Genomic DNA, 21,489 nt, shown 5'->3' with positions numbered 1-21,489 from the left:
TATTCCATAAGTTGGACCCATGGGTAGATTCACTTAACAAGAAGTGATTGACAGTTTTCGCAAAGACGCCCTTCTGTAACATGGATCGTTGACAGATCGCGCCTGAAAATCCTCGTGAGCGGGGATACAGCCGGAGGGGGAATCGCGCGGATAGGGCTTTTGCAGCTCGTTCTGAAGCTCTTTGTGCATGACCGCGCTACTCGCTGCTTTGAGGTAGAAGGCAGCCTACAGCGGCTCTAGTTGCAATACGGCCTCCAATCTCACTGCGGCGGGGTGAGGGAAGTGAATTGATTAGGGATGCATCGAAAACGCCTAATCGATACTGTCTTCTCATCTACGTTAAAGGTGAGTCATGTCCTATCGAAATCCTCAGCACGAAGCGCGCCTGGTTCTTCTTTCGACCCTTCGAAGCGCCTTCTCAAGTCTCTACGTCAGTGAAGCGCCCGACGCAAAAAAAATCCGGCTGGAAGGAAGCGGCTCTGAAATTGTGTATCAAGTTGGTGAGGTTGGTGGAGAAAACTATCCTGATTTATATAATTTCCCGTTTCTGTTTCATTTAAATGGATATCCGTGGCAAGAGGCTAATGATTATCTGCTGAACCTAATGCGTGAAAAGGCTCCGATCAATCGGCGCACTGACGATGTTCGGCGTCGTGCCAGCAAACTACTTGATTACCTGTTGTTCTGTGAGGATAACAATCTTGATTGGCTCGACTTCTCCGGTGCTCGGCCTCCACTTCGTCCGACATACAAGTATTTCTACCACCTGATTAACGAAGGCACCCGCAGTAATCAGGTGATAAATCAATACACAGGTGTTATCTACCACTTTTATAAGTACGTTTCCGAGTATTGGCATGATCTCGACATGAAGCGTGTAGATACGATCAAGCAGGTACGGTTCATCGTGCAGGGTTTTAAAGGTGTCAAGGTCGTAGATGCAGAAAAACGCAGCCAAACGCGACGTACGCCGCCGGGTAGTTCTGTGCAGCTAGGGTTCGTTCGCGATGACGGCGAGGACCTCAGGCCGCTTTATAATCTTGAGTTGGGTGCATTTCTGTCCGCCATTCGCAATGAAAAAGAATGGTCTGCAGTTGAGCGATTGATCCTAATGACATCGCTAATGACGGGCGCCCGCAAGCAAACCGTTCTGACCATGCGCTTGAAGAATTTGAAAGGCTTTACAGAGGACAAACTGGAGCGGGAGGGTGCCTATAAATTACATGCTGGCCCCTGCACAGGCATCGATACGAAATACGACAAACCGCAGGTCCTGTACGTCCCGAAGCAACTTGCCGAAGAACTTGTTACGCTTGCTAAAAGCCCAATGATGAAGAAACGGAGGGAAAAGTTTCTAGCTCAGTTAGAGACAAGTCATCCCGGTCTGACGGTGGACGAAGATGATATGTATTTGTTTCTTTCAGATCAAGGTAACTGCTACTACATGGCCAAAAGCGATCCGCGCTATACGATTGTTAAGTCGCCGCAGACAGGGCAGGTCACGGAAACAGTTAAGCGCAAGTTGATCCAGAAAGCCTCTAGCCCATTTCCGAAAGACTTTTCATATCACTGGCTGCGAGCGACCTTTGGATATCAGCTCTACCAGCGCCTGCAGGCATTGGTTCAGGAGGGAGAGTTGAAACCGGGCGAAGACATTGATTTTATTCAGAAGCGCATGCACCACGAGTCCAGGGAAACGACAGAGAACTACCTAAAGTTGTTCAAGATGACTCACGAAAAGGTCATTGCCCAAGAGGTTTGGGAGAGGAAGTTGTTCAATGGCGGCTACGCGGTGCTGAAGGTGGAGGCGCACGATGAATAGTCGTCAGCAATTCGAGCATCGTGCCAATACGCAGATTATTACGCTGAGTGAAGTCACCTATGAGTTTGCTGAGCCTGAGCGCTTGCGTTTGCAACTGTCTCCGAAGGTGATGAAGAAGCCGTTGGATATTGGCAGTTTTGCATATTTGCTGCGTGGTAAGAATGAAAGCGTTCGGGATGATCGCGGCACGCCGGTAGGGATTGAGTCTTTTGTCGAAAGCCGTCGTGAACTGATTGTGAGGCTGCTAGAGTCCTTTATCGGTCTGCGTGATAAGACAGTTCTATTGCGATTGACGCTTACCGCATATTTTATCGACTGGCTGAACGCGCAAGGCTACAGGGAAATGTTTGCCAGTGCAGCGCAAGCCCAGCAAGCCTATCGAGACTATACCGCGCACCTGAATCATCAAATAGCCCATCATGTATTGAAGCCCGTCAGTGCGAAAAATAGTCAGTTGAATGTTTCAAGGATTATTGAACTGCTTTATCCAGAAGACAGTCACCATATCCTAGCAGGTGCGGTCCCGATCATTGCCGAAAAAGGCTCTGAGGCAGCCAGCGCTGCCCATGTTGAGGTGTGCCGGGACGCTTGTTTGGCGATTGCCCAGCAATGCAGTGTTTTCGTCCTGAACAGCCAGCCATATCCCTTTGTTGTGAGCATCAGGGATTATGAGGTGGTTGTGTTTCCATCAAGCCATGGTTGGGTTGGCCCATTCAAGACATCGCCGCTTAATTATAATGCCGGCGAGCGACGGATTGCGACGGTCGAAGAATATTTGGCCGCTGCTGACAGGTTGGGGCGAAGGCTATACAAAAAATCGGAAGCAGAGCGCACTCTATTAAACGCACAGGCGAGTTTGGATGCGGCCAACGAATATGGGCGCCACTGGCACCGGCTTCAAGTGGCGGGTTTTGCCGCGAAAGCCTACGCAAGCCTTCTCCTTATGATCACAGGCGCCACGCCGACCGAGTTTGACCAGTTTAGCTATATAGACGCGATCGAGGTTGAGAAATCTCCAATCAAGAAAGAGTTGTCGGCTGTGAAGTTCCGGGCGGGCGGGAAATCAACTCTTTATAACATCGGGCGTGACACAGGGTTGCCGCTGCTCAAGGAGTACCTGAAGCTCCGTGAGTGGATTCTGAATGGCGTGTCGCATGAGCGGCTGTTCTTTACGATGCCTGCGAGTGGCGAACTAGCAAGCACCGATAACGAATTTTCTGAATTTAACACAACTATGTTGATGAAAAAATTCTTCAACTCCATCAGCGGCACCTTCCTTGACCCCAAGGTACCAAGACTTTCGCCGCGCAAGATGCGCAAGTACAAGAGCCTTGGGATGCATACCGCTGGCGTGTCGCCGTCCACGGTAGCGGCAACCTTGAATCAGAGTTTGATGGTCAATCTTTCGACTTATTCGGAGGCTACTCCTGAGCAGCAGAAAGCTGAGTTCGGACAGTTTTGGCAGGCCATGCGCCATACAGCCAAAGTCGCGTTTGAGCGCAGCCATAGGCCTGCAGAAGGCGAGATCGGAACGGCGGCGGGTCACTGTGACGGGTTCAGTCAGCCGATCCCTGTGCATGATTTAGGGGCTGTTGCAATCGAGCCGAACTGCCGCAGCCAATACGGCTGCTTGTACTGCGAGCACTATATCTGTCACAGCGATGAAGAAGACCTGCACAAGATTGTGAGTTTGCAGTATGTGATCAATGCGGTGCGTGAAGCCGCGCCCGATTCGGCTCATGCTGAAGCGCTCTACAAAGAATTGTCGATCCGAATCGAGTTCATCCTTGAGGCGCTTGGCGAGCGTTCGAATGCGGTGAAGCAGTTGGTCGAAGCGATCAAGGCCAAGGTGTTTGAATACGGTGAGCTCACGCCTTTCTGGGAAAGCCGTCTGAGCCGTTATGAAAAAATGGGAGTGGTATTTTGAACGCTGTTGTCCAGTCCATCGGCAGTCTCTTTTCCAGCGGCCAGTTTTCGCCAACCAGTGAGCCAGATAAGGCGCCGCAACTCTACGGCAAGCCCGCACCCGATTTCGTTCTTTGTCGTGATGCGAAAGGCAACGCCACGGCGGTATACGGTGAACGCGTTTGGGACTTTAACCCATACCGGCTGAGTGCAAAAAAACTCGCGCGAATACGTTTTGATACGGTATTCAACGAAAGTGGCCTACAGCAGCAGGCGCTGATCGAAGAAGCCAGACATCTGCTGTATTGCATGATCTATTTTGCCGGTGGCGGGCGACTCGGTAAGCTGAGCGCAAGCACATTTTGCCAGTATTGGCTCTTGCTGCGCTTAGCCATTCAGTTCTGCTATGAGCAGAAACAGAAGCCCATGGTTGGCGTGCTGTCCTTGCGGCAGATCTTTACCGTGCCGGTTTATCTGGCGGCTTTTATTGGCCAAAGTAGCTTCGATAAAAAGGTTTTTTCTGGGGTTTTGAAAGGCTTGGCCAGGGTGGGCGAAGAACGGTTGGGTTATGCCGTGATCAATCCCGCCAAATTTGATCTGTCACGACCAGAGCACAAGCAGCATCCAGTCATTCCGACACGAATCTATTTGAATCTCATCAATCTTACTGGCGACCTGCTCAATCAGCTTTATGTAGGCGTTGGGCGTTTCGAGTCCTTTATCGCCTGCTTTGCTGATGAGCATTACGGCATTACTCATGACAGACAGAATTCTTTGGGTGTTGGTGGCAAGGCACACCGGCGGCCCGACATGGGGCAAGCGATCAAGGATCATGGTCTGACTTCGGTGTTTGCCGGTGAGTTTGAGTGTTCTGGGAGGAGAAATCTGCAACTGCGCTTGCTCCGAATGCAGTATGTGGTGAAAACGCTGATCCACCTCTATACCGGCATGCGCGATCAAGAGGTGATGCGAATGCCGTATTACTGTTTGTCCGATCAAGTCGTCAGGCAGGTGGTCGTCGATGACCAGGGCATTGAACGTGATAAGCCGCGGTCAGTAAATGTCCTCTCGACCACCACAAAGTTCACCGGCTACAACAAAGAAGCCGCATGGTTCGCGCCGAGGGAGGTCGTCAGGGCGGTCGAAGTCGCCCAGGCGATTTGTCGCGGACTCGCCAAACTCTACAAAATCGAGTTGGAAGCCCGTTGCCCGCTGTTTCTCAACCCTTCCATTGTTGGTTATACGCGGAACAGTGCCGAAGTTGGCGTGACGAGTTTTAAGGCTAGAGGGACACAAGGAACTGTTTTGCACGGGCTGTCGATCCAGCCAGAGGACTTGCAGGAACTGGCGCAGAGCGATCCTTCTCGTGACTTTTACAATGAGCCAGCGTTTGCTGCCGGCCAGCCCTGGCCGCTGACAAGTCATCAGTTTCGGCGCTCGCTGGCATTCTATGGCAGCAGTAGCGGTTTTCTTTCCTTGCCGACGCTGCGGGCGCAGTTCAAGCACATGACGATTGAAATGTCGCGCTATTACGCGAATGGCTACGATAACCTGCGCACCATTTTTGGCTACTACGACGACAAGAAGAAGGACTTTGTGCTGCCAAGCAATCACTTCGCCTTCGAGTATCAGATGGCCGTGCCCATGTCGGTGTCGAACCAGTTGATTGCCGATCTTCTGTTTAATGAGGAACCGCTGTTCGGCGGCACCGGCTCGTACATGGAGAAACAGAAAGAGCGGGTTAAGGCGGGTGAGATTCAGATTGAAGATGTCCGCGCTGACACCGAACAACGGGTTAAAAGCGGTGCAATTAGCTACCGTCCGACACTGCTCGGTGGCTGTACTAAGGCGGGCCGTTGCTACTCCTTCTTGCTCGGTGACTACACGGAATGCCTGTCTTGCGAGGGCGCGATTATCAAGCCTTATAAGCTCAATGCGGCGATTGAGGATGCGGAGAATGAATTGTACAGTTACGCAGAAGGCTCGGGCGAATATCAAATTGTGAAGGGCGACATTGAGCGTTTAACCGCCTTCAAAGCCCGTCTGATTGACTCGGTGGAGGTTTAACCATGAAGTCTGGTGACGGAACAAGCAAGGGGGTGGGCGCTTGCGAGCAAGCCTTGCAGCGCCTCTTGGTTGGTAAGCCTGTTGTGCCCGAGCATGTTGCTTTAGACCTGTCGAAACTCACTGCCAGCATTGTCAGTCTGGAGGCTGGATTTGATCGTGGCTACTTGAAGAAGTCGCGTAAAGCGCATTTACCGCTACTGGCTCAAATCGAGGCGGTTCGGGCAGAGGCCAGCAAAGGGGCGGGTTCATCTAGCGGCAAAAAAATCCGGCAGATGGAAAGTCAGCTGGCCGCGCTGGAAAAAACGCTATCAATCGCTCAGATGCAGCGTGACAACGTGCTGGCTCAGAATATGAAGTTGTGGCAACGGGTGCGCGAGCTGGAACATTCGATGGCTTATAGCCGCTCGGGCCACTCGGCAAAGGTCGAATCCCTGCTGCGTAGTGACAAAGGCATGACCTTCACCTCGGCGTGAGCTTGTTCGAAAATTTCCGTGTTGACGGGGTAGCCGCCCAAGAGAACTTCTTGCGCAGCTTGGTCATTGCGACGACGAAATAACTCAGCTTGAACCGACTGGCACGATTAAAACCGCTTGATCAGAAAGATGCAGGTTTCTCTGGAAGCCTGCTCCAACTGACTCATTGTGTCGAGCTCGATATGATTCTCAGGCAAACTCAGCAGCACTAGGCTTTCAGCTTTCTGCATGGGGTCGATATTCGTGTTCTGCAGTGACTATGAGAAAAGCAGGGCCTGGCTGCATGCTAAGGCCAAAGACGCCGGATCGCTATCGGCTGACAAGGAGGCGTATCTAGATCTTGAGATGGCGATCAAGCTGCGGGAGCGGACGGAGCATGAAGTTTCAGTATGTTGGTGGCAGCCGCGTCAGCAGAAGTCTCAGAAAGGCAAAAACCCGGAAATTAGCCGGGCTCTGCAAATCCCTCAAGGGGTTAAAGCTCAAGTGCCTCAAGGGCTACCGTGAAAACTCTATGGCCGGTTGACTCAAATGTCAATATTAGTCAGATAAGACTGACTCGCTTCCCTCACGGGCTTGGAACCTTGCAGCTTTGCAACTTCTAAAAAGCAGGCAGTCAATGTGTGCCGTAATGTGTAGTCGTCAGAGTCCGAGTAAGCTTTCCTAACGCTGTCAAACCGAATGTGAATTGTAAGCGTCCGGCCATCACGCCTTAGGTGATTGAGCCGGTTGCCACTTATGCGGCAGCAACTGGTCGATTTCACACGCCCGCTGAACCGGCAACTTCCTGCAGGCCTCCAACCGAGTGTAGGACTGGTTCGGCCAACTGACTTTTATTCGCGACGTGTAGATCAAAAAACTTTCGGCGGGCATGGGCCATGCAGCCAATTTCGGTAATGGCCGAGCCTGACCGGTGTAAATCAACCCGAAGCTGCCGTTCACGAAGGACAGAAATCGGTATAAGCAGTCCTTCAGAAAGCCGTAGGACGGCTGATAATCCATGGCCTGACCTCATCCGGCGTCATGAAAAGCCTCGTTTATCGCGTTGAGCAAAGTAGCCCTTATAGGCGCGTCACCCTCTCATCTACCAATCCTCAAATACCCGAAAGTCGTTCTCTCGGGCATTTGAGCATCCGGTAAAAAAACTTGTAACTCAGTTCACCTTGAACCGTCCCACCAGCCCCTGCTGTTGCTCGGCCAAGCGGGCTAACTCGCGGCTGGTGACGGCGGTTTGTTCAGCACCGGCGCTGACCTGGATAACCAGAGTGTTGATGTCGTTTACGTTGCGGTGGATCTCCTCGGCAACCTGACTCTGTTGTTCTGCCGCCGAGGCGACCTGTATGTTGCTGTCGCTGATGGTCGCGATGCCCTCGGCTATTTCTTCTAGCAACTCCCCTGCGCGCACTACGTTGCTCGCGCCTTCTTGAGCCTTCCCTAGAGTTTCCTGCATGGAAGTGGCGGCACGGTCGGAGCCGGATTGCAGATTGGCGATCATCTTCTGGATACTGACGGTGGAATCCTGAGTCTTTTTGGCCAGATTCCGCACCTCATCGGCGACCACGGCAAATCCACGACCCTGCTCACCGGCACGGGCAGCCTCAATGGCAGCGTTCAAAGCTAGCAGATTGGTTTGCTCTGCTACACCACGAATCACATCCAAAACCGAGGAGATGGAATAGCTTTCACCCTTGAGCTCCTCAATGATTCGGGATGTTTGTTCGGCCTGAACCTCAAGCCCTTTGATCAAGCTGATGGTGTTCTCGATTTCAGCCTTGCCCTGCATAGTGCTGGCATTAACGCGCTGCGACATCTCTGCGGCGTCGGTAGTGCTGCGCGCCACGTCTTTGACCGTGGCGCTCATCTCGCTGATGGCAGTGACCACCTGATCGGTGCCTTGACGCTGCTGGACGACGTTATTGCTAGTTTGCAGGGCCACAGCCGAAGACTGCTCGGCGGCGGTCGCGACCTGCGCCGTGGCACTCCCGATCTCACGGATCACTTCACCGATCTGTATGGCCATGTTATCCAGGTTACGCGAGATCTCGCCAAACTCGTCTCTGCCGGTGTAACGGGTTCTGGCAGTTAGGTCACGCGTGGATAGCGAAATAAGGGTGCGGTTCACGTCGACCACAGCGATTTTGATATTGCGAATAATCACCGAAGCGAGCCACAGCACCGCAATCAACATCAGAATGACGGTGGCTATTGCGACATACAGACTGCGCTGGGCATCGGTACGCGCGACATTGGCTAGGCTCACGACCGTCTGGCCCAGTTCAGCCTCGACCTGAGCCATCATGTCGATACGGCTGGTGGAAAGGTTGAACCAGTCTTCGGGTTTGATATTAAGCGGATCGCCTAGAGGCGTATCAAATCCGAGTTTTTGCAGGCGAGCTACATCGACGGATGCGGGCTGTTGTAGAACCGCATCCAGCTTATTTTTGAACACGGCAGGAGCCCAGCGTTGAAAGGCCTCGAAATAGCCGGAGAACTCGCCCATGTTGCGGCTGAAACGTGACAACAGCGGCGCATCAAAACGGTTTTGGTTGAATGCCAGGCCAAGCAGTACACGCTCTCGACCAGAGCGCTCTTTCATGTCTACGAACTGATTGAGTGAACTCAGCCCACGCAGGATTTCCGGATCCTCAATGCTGGTTTCCAGTGAGTAAGAGAAGCCGATCAAATTTTTGATAAGATCGGTGAATCGGGTGCCGGACTCGCCGTTATTGATTGCGAGCGTGTCCACCTGCTGACGCAGTCCGGCCAAACCATCAATTGCGCGCAGCATCTTGTCAGGCGCGATAAGACCCTCGGTCGATTGCGCATGCATCGCGCTCACCGCACGGTCGGTTTCTTGGCGTAAGACTTTCAACTTGTCCTGCATCGTCTTACCACCGCTGCCCAGAAACACGCCGCTTGCGCCGCGCTCACGCTGGATAGTGGTTACTACGTCACTGAGTTTCTGCGCGGTGCCGGTAGCGGTGACCGCTCGGTTCATCTCGCTCAGTGTCTCCCGTTTGTCAGCTACAAAAATCCCGGCGAAGACCAGAAAGCCCAACAGGGGAAACATCAAAATAAGCAGTAGCTTTGTACTCAAAGGAGCATTTCTAAGCATGGCAGGCCTCAGGGCTTGAAGATGTTGTTTAAAGCTATCCAAGGCGAACGTTCTATGAAGTCGACGTCTGATAGAGCCCAGGATGGTTCAGTAGTAGCCTGCCGTAGCCAGTTTTTTCTCCGTTCGGAATGTTTCGGCTGAAACCAGCAAAGCTTTACCTGTACCCGTGTATCGATAGGGGCCTAGGTACCGAGTAGGCCCAGACGTAAGCGCGGTGGGTTTTCTTCTCTCCTGGAGCCAGCATTTGTACCGGTGTTTCATCGGCGTGGACTACGCGCTGGGCCAGCACTGCTTCGCGCAGCGCATCGACCAGCGGCTGAAGCTGCACGCCGGTTTGACCCATCCACTGCGCTAGTGTCGAGCGCGGGATGGCAAGGCCGGCACGGCCGAAGATCTTTTCCTGTCGATAGAGCGGCAGGTGGTCGGCGAATTTGGCCACCATCACTTGCGCCAGCAGGCCGGCAGTGGGGATGCCCTTGTCGATCACCTGCGGCGGCACCGGGGCCTGGGTCAGTGTTTCGCACTGCCGGCAGGCCCATTTCCCACGAACGTGCTGTTCGACGGTGAACACGCCCGGCGTGTAGTCCAGCTTCTCGCTGACGTCTTCACCGATGCGCTGAAGCTGACAGCCGCAAGCGCACTGAGTGTTGTCCGGCTCGTGATGGATCACAGTGCGCGGGAACTGCGGCGGCAACGGCGCACGCTTGGGTTGCTGGCGTGGTTCTATCTGCGCGGGTGCGGGATGAAGTGCTTTTAAGTCGGCCTCGATGGCTTCGAGGTCGGTATTAAGCAGGTCATCGAGCAAGCTGCCTTACGCCGGGCTGATCTGCTCGCTGCGCTTAGCAAACTTGTGTCGCTTGAGAATGGCGATTTCGTGGGTGAGCTGCTCGATGATCGTCTCATCACGATGGATCTTTCTGCCCATGGTGTCGACCTTGGACATCAGCTGCGCAGCCAGCGCGCGCAGTTGTTCAGGGGGCATTTGATCGAGATCGGGCAAAGAAGTCATGCCGTGGATTTTACCAAAGCAGTCCTCCGGTCACAGCTATAAGCCAGGTATTAGAGCAATGTAATTGCGCCGCCTGCACCTACTCGCTGCCAAGGCAATCCAAGTACCAGCGCCTGGAGTTGTTCGGGGTCGAGTTCGACCTCCGCGCCAAGATGGATGCCCGGCCAATGAAACTTGCCCTGATTCAAGCGTCGCACCGCTAGCCAAATACCAACGCCGTCATGCACCAGCACCTTTATGCGGTTGGCCCGGCGGTTGGCAAAGAGGTAGGCGCAGTGCGGCTTCGCCGCACCGAACACGGCAACCACCCGGGCCAGTGCAGTGTCAGTGCCGGCCCGCATGTCCATGGGCTGGGTGGCGAGCCAGATGGAGTCGATACGAATCATTGGGCCAGGCCACGGATAAAACACGCGCAGCCGTCCGGATCTGAGGCTGGCCATTTTACGGTGACGGATTTATCGCCCAGAACCAGTGAGATGATCACCGTCTCTTCTGTTGCGCGCTTGGGTGCAGCTTGTACGGGGATGAAGGCCGGCAGAGTTGCGGGTGATTGATCCCGGTAAATCGGTAGCCACTTGCGGATCACGTTGGCGTTGATGCCGTGATGGATGGCTACGCTGGAAATCGTCGCTCCAGGTTGCAAGCATTCCTGGACGACCTGGGCTTTAAATGGTTTGGGGTAAGAGCTGCGTTGGCGCATGGAAATCCTGGCGATAAGGGTGATCGCGTCCGCTTAAAATACGCGGACACCATCGCCCTAAATACTGGAGTTCGGTAGGTGTGTTCGCCATCCGCTTACGTTCCTCCGCGCAAGCACTACTCGGGATCGAGTAGTGGATACTCATGAGCTTTTCTGCAATGGCGTCATTGGATATCCGTAGACCCGCCTTGAAACTCTAACGCCTTTTTATACAGATCAATCTTTCTTTGTAGATCGCTTGGTTTCGCTGGCAGGTCGAGAAACTGGTTAGCTTCGGCTAAAGACTGGAAGTCGTCGGATCGGCGTAGGTGAAATAAGATGAGCTCTCTGAAATAAAACTGTATTTGATAACAATATGTTTTAGCGCGCTCGCTTTCTTCGCCGGCATGTACGCTCTGATTCCTATGTTCACGAAGGTGTTCAAGTACTTGTTGATGAAACTCGCTTTCTTCGAATAAGAAAGCGCAGCGTCGAGGTATGCCATCTTTATTTGAGTCAGATGGTGATGCAAGACATTCTAGTGCGCCCCAAAGCCTTATAAGAGCCGAATTGTGTTCTCTTTCATCCAGTGCTCGGACGTATCGAAGTAGCGAGTCCTTTATTACTCTACCGTATTTGCATATTTTTAATCTTGAAAGAGCCCACTTGACGTTTTTACCAAATACTTCCGGCTTCGATGGTGAGTATACTTTACCTGCTTCAAAATATGGTTCATACCATACAGTCGATTTTGCTGGCTTGCCACTAAAGTAGTGTAGTGTGTGCGTCTGCCCCAGCCTGACTTTATTTATGGCGGCCTGTTTATTGCCCATTAGCTCCATACTCGAATTTCCAAATAACGCCATAATCGCTCTGAGTATGTCTAAGCTTCTCAGTGCTTTCGTCGTGGCTCCCTGGTCGGTTTTGGCTTTCAACTGGATCTTAACCTTGCAATATTGCTCATGTTCGTCATTCAACGTACGGTGAGATGCCTTAATCTCCCGGCTCCTAGAGTAGTATTTTTTAGGATAGTCTCCAGAAAATAAATTTATATGTGTATCTTCAATGTATATTGACTTAAGAGTCAGGTGAGCAGGGTTGATGGATACAGAAGTGAGGAAACAATATTTTTCTTCTCTGGTAGCGAGCTCAGCTCGACAAATTTTCTGAATATTTTCCATTAGCGCATCTTTAGTGAGCACTCCTGCCGTAGCAGTGATTGAAATACTTCTGGACAGAATTGAGTCAAGATTTAGTCCGTCCGATTTTGACGTTAACTCAATCATTGAGAAAAGGCTTGCGAAGGCATTGTGATATTCAAAGGCTTCGAATGACACTCGACCATCAACGGTTATTTTTTTTATACTCTCAATTTTTTTAATAATTTCTTCGGGCTTCAAATTGCTATTTTTAGTCTTCCATCCTATCTTCATATTCAGCCCTCTATTTTTTATCTGTCGGCTTTTAAGTTGTACAAAGTAAATCGCTTGAGAGCTAAAAAATAAAACGTTGAGCGTCCCCTCTACACCCAAAGGACACGTTTGGCCGAAAGCAGTCGCTTATGAGTTACCGCGTTCGGCCAAAAGCGGATGCTCAAGGTCGAACTTTTTCGACCCTAAGCTGCCTTTTTATGGGAATAAAAGTGGTTCAGCCTAAGCCGCTATCGACCCAGAAATAGCAGTCACAGGGTGATTGCTTTTAGCGATAGCAACCGACTGCGCCAATCCATGTCCATTACAAACTGCGTTTAAATCCCATGCACATATTTTTTATTCTCAGGAGTTAAGAGCGGTGCGACTTTAAGCCATTGAAGAAAGCGCTTCGAACCGCCCATCGTACAGCGTCGTCCGTTCTCACACTTTTCCAATGATCTGGATGACGCATTACATCACGCACTTCGTATCGCTCATCTTCTGGATATCGAACCTCCATAAATCCTATCCGATATAAAAAACGCGCGAGCGCGATATCGGGCTCACCGTAGGAGACGCCTTTATGGAGCTTCACTTGACCATTCCCGATTAGGCCTCGGAGATGTTTGTATAGGTCAGATGCAATCCACTCGAGAGGTTTGCCAGTAAAAGATTGCAGACAAATATCCAATCCGACACAAAGTCCACCAAATTCAGTTTTTAAGAATTCGAGCTGGTCAGTGGAGTAAATCCACTCTGCATCTTGAATCTCTAAGTCAGTGACCGGCAGTCTTTCTGACCCGTCGAGTGCAAACTTGATCATGGCCCTGAGGCTTCGCGGCGTATACATTGAGCGGCGGACAAAATAACTAAATGAATCACTCGTCGATTTATTCTTTAGCGTGACTTCTGGAGTAAAGAATACATGCCACATATCATCGAAAGGCACCCGAATTTTTTTAGGTTCACACCCTAGCGCTGCCGCAATCGCAAAACGCAGTCTATTTGCAGTCCATTTCCTCAAATCGCTCACATCCCAATTAAGATGAACGACACCACTCACCTTGTCAGAATAATGCCAGCCGGGATTTATATTTAACCACAAATCTTGTCGCATAAAGAGATGGACTTCGGCATTTAAGTTGTTGTGAGTGATTCGATCTGCTGCCTCTATAGCGTCTCGAATCAATCGAATACTTGTAGCGCCGCCCGCTTCTTGCAAGTTGTCAAAATCGTCTACATAAAGGGCGAAATTAGTTGCTTGTGCAACGCGGGCAATTCTTTCGACACTATTCTTTTCTTGCGCTGCGTTTTCGGAGGCAATGTTCTTTGCCCACGGAACAAGTGTCTTAATTACGTCGGCTATACGTTCTCCGAAGTCTCGCTCGGTTATACCCTTAGTGATAGCCCAAGCACGTAATGCAATATCGTCATCGCTGGTGAGTAAACGTCCGCTCATGTCATGTGCAAGCCGCCTGCAAATCATGTCTGCGTAAATCTGCATCCAATCGGCAACTGCGCCGTATCCACGTTCGGTTGCCTTCGCCAGACGTTCGGCATGTAACGATGCAAGCTCGTCCGCTGAGGCCTCCACAATTAAGGTTTGAGAATCCTCTTTGCGACGCTCAATGCTAGTAAGGCGAACGGCGGACTTCCCTGCGCCCTTTCGTGCCACAGCGACAGTCACCGTTGTGGCCGTTGCATTATCAAACCAATCTGGTCGGACTAGTAAATTGTCGAACCACTTATCTTGAGCCGTATCACGTTCGGCGTCTGGATACCCTATGAAAGAAGAGCTTTGATGCCAGCGTTTGCGAATGGCCTCAACTTGCTCAGGAGTCAATGATAGGATCTGCTTGGACGGTCCTTGCATAGTCATGAGTTGTAGATTTCCCTTACTAATACCGCATCAGTTCCTTGCCTACATGCAACCGCTGAGCCCAAAAAACTGTGTCGAAAGGCGAGGGGTTAGACGACAAGACCTCAACGAAGCTTACGAATTCGACGTAGGTGTGTCTATGGATGGCATGAGATTGCACACAAGAGTTCAGTTTTGGCGATTAAATGTCGGCCTCATATATAGATTTAGAAATCCAGTCACCCAATGCCCGCTTCCGGCCGCCAGCTGCCGGTCAAGGCGCTCCCGTTGTGCTGGTCAAATTCGACGCAAACAGCTGGTCAGGTGGAATGCAAATGACAGGTCATTGGCAATGCAAACGGGTGGTCAAGTGGGATGCAATTGTCCAGCGAGCACTAGAGTGTCAATGCTCGGTCTGAAGCAAGCGTGCGGCTGGCGGATAGTGTGTCAATGTCTGCCGTAATTGACCTGCAGATAGTCAATCCTTGGTTGTAACATTGACAGTCAATGCCATTTTCTTCTGAATTGGCTGACGCCTATATTTTTCCGGGGGATGCACGTTGTCAATCCACCAGGGAGATAGGTGATACCAAGCATTACTGGCCGGACGACCCCCTGGTGGCCGAAGCGACCGCCAGGATCAAACCCCGAAAGTAGCCACAATGGAAATCCCCTGTGGGAGGTAATGCCGTTCAGTTAAGGCATTTTGTAGGAGCGAGCTTGCTCGCGAAAAACTCACAGGCGCCGCGTTCATTCAGGAAGCACGCGTTATCGTTGACGCTTTTCGCGAGCAAGCTCGCTCCTACAGAGCACGATATACGCTTAACTGAACGGCATTACCTGTGGGAGGGGGCTTGCCCCCGATAGCGGTGTACCAGTAACAGCTGTACCGACTGACACACTGCCATCGGGAGCAAGCCCCCTCCCACATTTTATTGCGCGGCGGGCAGCAAGAAGCGGGCGATGACCGGCAAATGGTTGGAGATGCGCAAAGTATCTTCCTGCCTGACCTTGGCCTCGACCCGCTTGATCCGCGCGCTGTAGAACAGGTAGTCGAGCGTCCGATCCGGCCCCTCGAGGCTTGGGTCATTGGGAAAGTGCGTCAGCCATTGCTTGCGGTCGATCCCGCTGGATTCACTGTTGCTCGGGATCATCGGGTATTTGTCCCACAACAGGTGCAACTCACTGTCCGGCGAATACTGGCCGCGTTTTTGCGCATCAAGGCGCAGGAATTGGCCCAGCGGCAGCAGATTGAAATCCCCGCCGATCAACCAGGGCGTGCCACGGCCTTCGAGTTTATCCAGTAACTTCACGGTGGCCTCCACCTGCTCCTGCACCGCACTGCGCCCAGGTATGCCGCCGTCCAGGCGTGTGTTGAGCACCGCCAATTGGCCACCGTCGCTCAGCGGCAGGTATGTCAGCAACAAGGCGGGCTTGGGCTGGAACTGGCGGCTGATGAAGTTGGCATCGGCGGTCGGCAGTTGCAGGCGCTCGGCGTGTTCGATCTGGTAGCGGCTGAGGGTGGCCAGCTTGCGCCCGACGCTGCCGAAGATGGGCAGGCTGGGCACAAAGTCGGCTTTCCAGTCGAATGCCTGGGTGCTGCACGGGTAGAGGTCGACCAGCCGCTCCTGCAACAGCGCGAGTTGATCCTGGTAATGGGAGGGCTTGGCGCCTTCGTCGATTTCCTGCAACAGCAGAATGTCGGGCTGTTCGTCGCGGATCACCCGCGCCACTTCGTCGAGGCTGAAGGCCATGTCCTCAACCGTGGGCCGTTCGTCCGGGCCGCTGCCGTCGGGGGTGTCGTACCAGAACACGTAGTTTTTGCCGGCCAGGTACTGCACGTTCCAGGTCATCACCTTGAGCGCCTGCCCCGGCAGCAGGGTCGGCGCACGCGGCGCCACGCAACTGACCGGCAGGGTCTCCTTGTCGGCCGGGCGCCAGGTCAGGCTGTAGATCAGTGCCGCCAACAGGCCTGCAATCAGTAGCAGGCTCAACACGGTGATGCGCAATAAACGGGTCATCGGCTCGGCTTATGTGCGTTTCAGAAGAGGCACGGAGCATATCACCGCGCGTCGGCGTCGCCACCGATCAACATGAATAAACGGAACAGCACCACACTGGTAAACAGTTGCAGGAAACTGTGGGCGCTGTCCATCAGCAGCCCCAGCAGCGGCGCGGGTTCGGGATACGCCGCCACGCTGGCGCCCTTGAGCAGCCACAGCGGCGTCATTACGCACAGCAGGCACACCAGGATGCGCCAGAAATGCCCACGGGTCAGGCGCAGGCTTTCCTTCATCGCTTCGAGCGCCGACATGCCGCGCAATACCAGCAGGTATTCGGCAAACGCCAGCACCACCATCAGCCACAGGCCCGGCAGGAAGTACAGCGACAGCCCGAGCAGAATCAGCAGTGTGCTCATGGCGGTCAACAGGGCGAAGCGCGGCCACATGGACAGGGCCAGGGCCCACACATCCCGGGTACGTGGCGATTCGCCGCGGGTGCGGGCATCGAGGAACAGGATCAGGGCGCCGGTGTACAACGGATACACCAGTAACCCCACCACCACGCTGTAACCGCTGAAGGCCTCCGGGCCCAGCATGTGGTCGAGCACCTGTTGCAACAGGGCTTCGAGGATCACCAGCGGCAGGCACAACTGGACGATGGCGCCCAGGTTGCGCAGGGTAAAGCGGAAGGAGTCGCGCAGCACGTCTAACGGATTCATCAGAGTCATCACAGGCCGAAAAGCAGGGACACACTTTAACCGATAGCCGGCCTGGGCAAGCAAACGTAAACCTTGAGTAAAGACCATTGAAACAATTGGTAACAGCCCCATAACTAGGACGTACCTTGCCTGATGTCAGGCGGGACCCTGATTTTTACCGGCAATCTAACGAGGTCGCCATGAACAGCGAAGAACAAACCCTGATCGATGGACTGTTTTCACGGTTGCAGCAAGCCGAGACGGACTCAGCCCCCCGCGACGCCCAGGCCGAAGCGCGGATCAAGGAACACATGACTCGCCAACCGGCCGCCGGCTACTACATGACCCAGTCGCTCCTGGTGCAGGAACACGCGCTGCAAAGCCTGGATGCGCAGAACAAGCAGCAGGCCCAGCAGATCCAGCAACTGCAGGAAGAATTGCAGCGCGCCAAATCCGCGCAACCGGCCCCGGCCAGCGGCGGTGGTGGCTTCCTGTCGAGCATCTTTGGCGGCGGTTCGCGCGAGGCGCAGCCTGCGCCGGGTAATTCGGGCGGCGGTTGGCGTGAACCGGCGCGGCCATCGTTCAACGCGTCGGCGCCGCAGCAGAATTATCAACAGCCGCCACAACCGGCCGCCGTCGCGCCAGCCGGCAGCGGGTTCCTCGGTGGCGCCATGAAGACCGCAGCCGGCGTGGCCGGTGGTGTATTGCTCGCCGAGGGCATCAGCAGCCTGTTTCATCACAACCAGCAGCCGCAGGTGGTGGAAGAGATCATCGAACAACCGGCGCCGGCCAGTGATCAAGGTGGCTGGGGCAACGATGACCAGAAGTTCGCCGGGAATGACAACTGGGGCAGCAACAACGTGGACAGCGTCGCCGACAGCGATTATGTCGACGATTCCTCCGCCTTTGGCGACGACGATTCCTTCGTCTGACCCGCTCGACCCGGGGCGCTGCGTCGCCCCGGTCTGATTTTTTCCCGGAAACCTCCCCATGGCTGGCATACTGGCAACCTTTCCGGGCGCTGGCGCCTGGCGGTCAGTGAGGAAGTGCGGTGAAGAAAATTGCAGTGTTCGCCGATGTGCAAAACCTCTATTACACCGTTCGCCAGGCCTACGGCTGCCACTTCAACTACGCGGCGCTCTGGGCTGATATCAGCGCCCATGGGCAGATCGTCGAGGCCTACGCCTACGCCATCGACCGTGGCGACAGCAAACAGCAACAGTTCCAGCAGATCCTGCGCAACCTGGGCTTTACGGTAAAACTCAAGCCTTACATCCAGCGCAGCGACGGTTCGGCCAAGGGCGACTGGGACGTGGGCATCACCCTCGACATCATGGACGCCGCCGATCACGTCGACGAAGTGGTGCTGGCCTCCGGCGACGGGGATTTCGACATGCTGCTCGAGCGCATCATCCACAAGCATGGTGTGCAAGCGGTGGCCTACGGGGTGCCGGGGCTGACGGCCAACTCGCTGATACGCGCGGCCAGCCGCTACGTACCGATCGAAGGCGCGTTGCTGCTCAAATAAGCGCGGCGGCTCAATACATTGTTGAACGGAGTTGGAACAGGTTTGGAACGTATAGCGGTCATCGACTTTGAAACCACCGGCATCACCCCGAGCAGCCACTGCCGGGCCACGGAAATTGGCGTGGTCATCCTTGAGCGCGGGCACATTGTCGACCGCTACCAGAGCCTGATGAATGCCGGCGTGCGCGTGCCCGGCTTCATCGAACAACTCACCGGCATCAGCAACGCCATGCTGCGCAACGCGCCACCGGCCGAGCGGGTGATGAATGAGGTCAATGAGTTCGTCGGCACCACGCCGCTGATGGCGCACAACGCCGCGTTCGACCAGAAGTTCTGGGACTTTGAACTGGGCCTGATCCGCCGCACCCGCCTGCAGAAATTCGCCTGCTCCCTGCTGCTGGCCCGCCGCCTCATGCCGGCGGCGCCCAATCACAAGCTCGGCACCCTCAACAGCTACGCCCAACTGCCCCACACCGGCCAGGCTCACCGGGCGCTGGCGGATGCCGAGATGGCCGCCAACCTGACGGCGCACCTGGCCCGGGAACTGCGCCAGACCCACGGCCTGCGCGAACTGTCCCACGATTTGCTGTGCACCTTGCAGAAAGTGCCGGCCGCGAAGATCAATGAGCACCTGAAGAAACATCGCGGGTTCTGAGCCTGGGCACGGTTTCAAGACCACTGAATTTCCAAATGTGGGAGGGGGCTTGCCCCCGATAGCGGTGGGTCAGCTACAGATAAGCTGGCTGGTACACCGCAATCGGGGGCAAGCCCCCTCCCACATTGGGTGATGCGTCGCCTATCGAGGTTGCGCACACTCCAACGCCTGATCCACCACCCCCTTCGCCATCTCCACCAAATGCATCACCGCCCGCTGCGGCGCCTTCATCACCTCACCCGACGCGTGGGCCGTCTCCACCGCGCAATGCAGCAAATCCGCCGCATGGGCCAGGGCGTCTTCGAAGCTCAGGTTGTCATTCAGGATAAAAATGGGCGCGTCCGGGGCGGATGCCTTGAGGTAGTAGTCGATGGCACGACGGTGGAGCAGGGCGTCTTCGCTGGGGAAATCGGGTTTGGACTTGGGTGGGTCGGGGGTGACTTTGACCATGGTGAAACTCCTCTTGTTAAGCAGGAGCTGCGTCTATTCGCTTGCACGCAAATAGGGTGGCAGCGGTACGCGAGTGTGCAAGACCGGGACAAAAGGCAAACCCAGCAGATCCGAGGATCTCCCGCGCACAGCTGCCATAACAAATCAGCGCCATGTCGTAATAACTGGGCGTTGACTGTGTGAGGCATCTGAAAAGCTTTTGTTTAGTCGGACTTGCACGTCCGGTCACCGAACATTCGATGACAGGCCGAGACTAGCTACCGAATCCGACGGAAACAAGGCCGTGGGATTCTCTCGGAAACGTCCCGCAAATGAAAGGGATCGGTCTTGCTGGCCACTGAAATTCCGGTGGTTTGAGATCGCTTTCCCTTGAGTTCTGAATGGTCGGTAGGCCAAATCCGGCTGTGACCTAGGACCTTTCTGATTTTCCTCTTCACTCATGTATGGCGTCCCCCCCATAGCGAAAAGGTTATCCAGCTATTCGTCGATATCATCGGTTTTATCGAACGAAGCCAGGTGACGGAGCACACCGACTTCATCCATGACGACCATCAGGCAGACAGTCGATCTGATCGTTGAGCGCTCAACGCCGCGATGATGTCAGGGAATAAAGGCCATCACCGAGGCCGGTGAACCCGAGCCACCCTCAAGCGCCAATATCCCGATGACCAGCGTTGCCCCAGTGGCCGGTAGCCGGTCGAGCTGGGTCAGGCACTCCAGCACAATCCCGTTTTCGGCCAGTACCGCATGATTGATGGCGAACGCGCTGCTTTGCCCATAATCCACGCCGTGGGTATCAATGCCCACGCCGGCAATCTGGCGATGCTCCAGCAAAAAGCCAATGGCGGCCTCGCCAATCCCTGGAAAGTGCGAGCCTTGCGCATCGTGGCCGAAAAAGGCGGTCGGGTCGTTCCAGAGGTGTTGCCACCCGGTGTACACCAGCACCACCGAACCCGCATCGATAGGGCCGTGTCGGTGTTCCCAGGCGTGGATATCCTGCGGGCTGACTTGGTAATCCGGATCGGCCGCGGCTTTGCCGCGCACATCGATCACCACCGCCGGCCGCACCAGCGCTTCTGCCGAGTAACCGTCAATCCCCATCCCATCGGCATAAAAGCTGTTCGGCGCATTCATATGGGTGGCGCTGTGTTCGCCCATGCTGAAGCGGCGCAGGTAATAGCCGTCCCGCTCCAATGACGCAACGTCTTCGAACGCCACTGGCGGGTCGCCCGGCCACAGCGGGATACGCGGGTTGATTGGATGGCTGAGACTGATGACCCGCTCAAATTGCAGTTGTTTAACCGCCATGTTTGCCATTCCCTTCCAATTGTCTCAGCGGCACTCGGCGCTCTATGGCGCTGGACAAAATAATCGACGTCTTGCTGAACCCGAACTTCGCCACCCGATTAATCAGGTCTTCCAGCTCCGGCATGGTGCCCACTGCTGCTTGCATGATCACGCACGGGTCGCCGGTGACCCGATGGCATTCGGTCAGCTCGGGAATTTGCGCCAGGGCGTCGTAAACCTTCTGGCTGCCGTGATTGGTCAGCCGCAATTCAATCACGCATTGAATCGGCAGGCCGACTTTGGACAAGTCGACCTTGGCCTGGTAGCCGGTAATCACCCCGCTGGCCTCCAGCTTGGCCACGCGCTCGGCCACGGCGGGGGCGGAGAGGTTCACCGTGCGGGCCAGTTGGGCGTAGGAAGCGCGGCCGTCTTCGAGCAGGGCGCTGAGGAGCATGCGGTCGTATTTGTCCATGATAAGGCTCCGGTTGCGCGTGGCTTTCGAAAGCATGGGTTATAGCCTTCATAACCATGC

General features: G+C 54.5%; 17 protein-coding genes and 4 pseudogenes. 9 read left to right on the top strand and 12 right to left on the bottom strand.

All coding sequences use genetic code 11. The annotated features are described in order from the left end of the window. Nucleotides 1–352: 352 nt before the first annotated feature. Genes BFQ00_RS07655 through BFQ00_RS07640 form a run of 4 tightly spaced genes read left to right on the top strand, consistent with a single transcriptional unit; the run spans nucleotide 353 to nucleotide 6,267 of the window. Nucleotides 353–1,822 (top strand): site-specific integrase, encoded by a 1,470-nt coding sequence (locus BFQ00_RS07655; RefSeq protein ID WP_065932359.1) that lies wholly within the window; start codon nucleotides 353–355, stop codon nucleotides 1,820–1,822. Continuing rightward, a complete protein-coding gene (locus BFQ00_RS07650) occupies nucleotides 1,815–3,749 on the top strand; it encodes a hypothetical protein (protein ID WP_065932360.1) in 1,935 nt (644 codons plus the stop codon). Before BFQ00_RS07655 ends, BFQ00_RS07650 begins: the two co-directional genes overlap by 8 nt. Continuing rightward, complete coding sequence (locus BFQ00_RS07645) at nucleotides 3,746–5,794, top strand: integrase (protein ID WP_065932361.1); 2,049 nt, start codon at nucleotides 3,746–3,748, stop codon at nucleotides 5,792–5,794. The genes BFQ00_RS07650 and BFQ00_RS07645 overlap by 4 nt, the downstream gene beginning before the upstream one ends. Nucleotides 5,795–5,796: 2 nt before the next feature. Further along, nucleotides 5,797–6,267: a hypothetical protein gene (locus BFQ00_RS07640; RefSeq protein ID WP_065932362.1), complete on the top strand. Its 471-nt coding sequence runs from the start codon at nucleotides 5,797–5,799 to the stop codon at nucleotides 6,265–6,267. 766 nt (nucleotides 6,268–7,033) lie between these two features. Here the strand turns inward: BFQ00_RS07640 and BFQ00_RS30375 are convergent. From BFQ00_RS30375 to BFQ00_RS07600, 7 genes and pseudogenes are all read right to left on the bottom strand, one after another. After that, a pseudogene (locus BFQ00_RS30375) lies at nucleotides 7,034–7,162 on the bottom strand (transposase); the annotation flags it as partial. A 255-nt stretch (nucleotides 7,163–7,417) separates the two neighbouring features. After that, complete coding sequence (locus BFQ00_RS07625; RefSeq protein ID WP_043205934.1) at nucleotides 7,418–9,334, bottom strand: methyl-accepting chemotaxis protein; 1,917 nt, start codon at nucleotides 9,332–9,334, stop codon at nucleotides 7,418–7,420. Between the two features lie 235 nt (nucleotides 9,335–9,569). Then, nucleotides 9,570–10,388 (bottom strand): annotated as a pseudogene (locus BFQ00_RS07620) (IS66 family transposase); the annotation flags it as partial. A 50-nt stretch (nucleotides 10,389–10,438) separates the two neighbouring features. Continuing rightward, nucleotides 10,439–10,774 (bottom strand): IS66 family insertion sequence element accessory protein TnpB, encoded by a 336-nt coding sequence (tnpB, locus tag BFQ00_RS29945; protein WP_065932365.1) that lies wholly within the window; start codon nucleotides 10,772–10,774, stop codon nucleotides 10,439–10,441. Next, complete coding sequence (locus BFQ00_RS07610; RefSeq protein WP_015885959.1) at nucleotides 10,771–11,088, bottom strand: IS66-like element accessory protein TnpA; 318 nt, start codon at nucleotides 11,086–11,088, stop codon at nucleotides 10,771–10,773. The genes tnpB and BFQ00_RS07610 overlap by 4 nt, the downstream gene beginning before the upstream one ends. 164 nt (nucleotides 11,089–11,252) lie before the next feature. After that, nucleotides 11,253–12,500: a hypothetical protein gene (locus BFQ00_RS29015; protein ID WP_124427637.1), complete on the bottom strand. Its 1,248-nt coding sequence runs from the start codon at nucleotides 12,498–12,500 to the stop codon at nucleotides 11,253–11,255. A 349-nt stretch (nucleotides 12,501–12,849) separates the two neighbouring features. After that, on the bottom strand, nucleotides 12,850–14,358 hold the full coding sequence (locus BFQ00_RS07600; RefSeq protein ID WP_065932367.1) for a P-loop ATPase, Sll1717 family: 1,509 nt from the start codon (nucleotides 14,356–14,358) through the stop codon (nucleotides 12,850–12,852). Nucleotides 14,359–14,928: 570 nt separating this feature from the next. Here BFQ00_RS07600 and BFQ00_RS30370 point away from each other — a divergent pair. Then, nucleotides 14,929–14,994 (top strand): annotated as a pseudogene (locus BFQ00_RS30370) (hypothetical protein); the annotation flags it as partial. A 275-nt stretch (nucleotides 14,995–15,269) separates the two neighbouring features. Here the strand turns inward: BFQ00_RS30370 and BFQ00_RS07595 are convergent. Together BFQ00_RS07595 and BFQ00_RS07590 are read right to left on the bottom strand one after the other, a co-directional pair. Next, on the bottom strand, nucleotides 15,270–16,358 hold the full coding sequence (locus BFQ00_RS07595; RefSeq protein WP_065933076.1) for an endonuclease/exonuclease/phosphatase family protein: 1,089 nt from the start codon (nucleotides 16,356–16,358) through the stop codon (nucleotides 15,270–15,272). A gap of 41 nt (nucleotides 16,359–16,399) precedes the next feature. Beyond that, nucleotides 16,400–17,059, bottom strand: a complete 660-nt coding sequence (locus BFQ00_RS07590) for a YciC family protein (protein WP_065933075.1) — start codon at nucleotides 17,057–17,059, stop codon at nucleotides 16,400–16,402. A 179-nt stretch (nucleotides 17,060–17,238) separates the two neighbouring features. On the opposite strand from BFQ00_RS07590, the gene BFQ00_RS07585 reads away from it, so the two are divergent. The 3 genes from BFQ00_RS07585 (at nucleotide 17,239) to BFQ00_RS07575 (ending at nucleotide 19,220) form a co-directional block, all read left to right on the top strand. After that, nucleotides 17,239–17,970 (top strand): DUF2076 domain-containing protein, encoded by a 732-nt coding sequence (locus tag BFQ00_RS07585; RefSeq protein ID WP_065933074.1) that lies wholly within the window; start codon nucleotides 17,239–17,241, stop codon nucleotides 17,968–17,970. Between the two features lie 119 nt (nucleotides 17,971–18,089). Then, the gene (locus tag BFQ00_RS07580) at nucleotides 18,090–18,566 is read left to right on the top strand and encodes a LabA-like NYN domain-containing protein (RefSeq protein WP_057724933.1); all 477 of its coding nucleotides are present in this window, start codon (nucleotides 18,090–18,092) and stop codon (nucleotides 18,564–18,566) included. A gap of 42 nt (nucleotides 18,567–18,608) precedes the next feature. Continuing rightward, a complete protein-coding gene (locus BFQ00_RS07575) occupies nucleotides 18,609–19,220 on the top strand; it encodes a 3'-5' exonuclease (protein ID WP_057724934.1) in 612 nt (203 codons plus the stop codon). Between the two features lie 141 nt (nucleotides 19,221–19,361). Here BFQ00_RS07575 and BFQ00_RS07570 read toward each other — a convergent pair whose 3' ends face one another. After that, nucleotides 19,362–19,670, bottom strand: a complete 309-nt coding sequence (locus tag BFQ00_RS07570; protein ID WP_065886876.1) for a DUF6124 family protein — start codon at nucleotides 19,668–19,670, stop codon at nucleotides 19,362–19,364. A 423-nt stretch (nucleotides 19,671–20,093) separates the two neighbouring features. On the opposite strand from BFQ00_RS07570, the pseudogene BFQ00_RS30365 reads away from it, so the two are divergent. Beyond that, nucleotides 20,094–20,216: pseudogene (locus tag BFQ00_RS30365) on the top strand (acyl carrier protein); the annotation flags it as partial. Between the two features lie 54 nt (nucleotides 20,217–20,270). Here BFQ00_RS30365 and BFQ00_RS07565 read toward each other — a convergent pair. Together BFQ00_RS07565 and BFQ00_RS07560 are read right to left on the bottom strand one after the other, a co-directional pair. Further along, nucleotides 20,271–20,978 (bottom strand): cyclase family protein, encoded by a 708-nt coding sequence (locus tag BFQ00_RS07565; protein ID WP_242527058.1) that lies wholly within the window; start codon nucleotides 20,976–20,978, stop codon nucleotides 20,271–20,273. Continuing rightward, a complete protein-coding gene (locus BFQ00_RS07560; protein WP_065933072.1) occupies nucleotides 20,968–21,429 on the bottom strand; it encodes an Lrp/AsnC family transcriptional regulator in 462 nt (153 codons plus the stop codon). The genes BFQ00_RS07565 and BFQ00_RS07560 overlap by 11 nt, the downstream gene beginning before the upstream one ends. Nucleotides 21,430–21,489 lie beyond the last annotated feature (60 nt).

The sequence above is a fragment of the Pseudomonas sp. 28 E 9 genome, from assembly GCF_900004785.1.
GTDB classification, from domain to species: domain Bacteria; phylum Pseudomonadota; class Gammaproteobacteria; order Pseudomonadales; family Pseudomonadaceae; genus Aquipseudomonas; species Aquipseudomonas orientalis_A.
The sequence above is the reverse complement of the archived record's forward strand: the minus strand, read 5'-3'. Positions and strand labels throughout refer to the sequence as shown.